Source organism: Caballeronia sp. LZ003 (assembly GCF_031451465.1).
Lineage (GTDB): Bacteria > Pseudomonadota > Gammaproteobacteria > Burkholderiales > Burkholderiaceae > Caballeronia.
The window spans coordinates 1-466 of the sequence record NZ_JARUXJ010000179.1; the positions used below are offsets into that span (position 1 = coordinate 1).

Consider the following 466-nt stretch of genomic DNA (forward strand, 5'->3'; position numbering starts at 1 on the left):
GATTTGCGTCGGCGCCGACACGTCATCCTCATTTGCGTGAGTGATGAGCGCTGAAGACATTGTTCGCGATGCTTTGGCTAACCTGGCGCACGGCCACGTGTTTGCTGACGTCGCCAAGCAAGGCGTGCCTCCGCCCTGGATCGTGTATCAGGTGGCGGGGGGCGAAATCGCGGCGGATCTGAGCGGCAGGCCATTCGACGAATATCTTGCGCGCGTGCAGATCGCGGTGTGGCATGCGACGGCAGAGGGTCGCTCCTCGCTGATGCAACAAGTCATGCGCGCGGTGATTCGCCCTGAGGTAGGGGCTGTGCCGCTAGGCGCGCCGACGAACATATTCGAGCACGAGACGCGGCTATTCGGTAGCCGAGTTGAAGTGAGCGTTTGGAGTGAGCTGGGGTGAGCCGGGGGTAAGTGGTAGCGAGCAGTGCAAACTTCTTGGCCACGCTGAGTCGGGGGATTACGTATG

1 protein-coding gene is annotated in these 466 nt (G+C 61.4%); it reads left to right on the top strand.

Features of this window, described 5'->3' with window-relative positions:
* Positions 1-43 precede the first annotated feature (43 nt).
* On the top strand, positions 44-400 hold the full coding sequence (locus QCE79_RS33685; protein ID WP_309851881.1) for a DUF3168 domain-containing protein: 357 nt from the start codon (positions 44-46) through the stop codon (positions 398-400).
* Positions 401-466: the final 66 nt, after the last annotated feature.

Excerpts from the sequence above, each read along its gene's own strand:
- QCE79_RS33685 (WP_309851881.1), top strand. The coding sequence starts at position 44 with ATGAGCGCTGAAGACATTGTTCGCGATGCTTTGGCTAACCTGGCGCAC.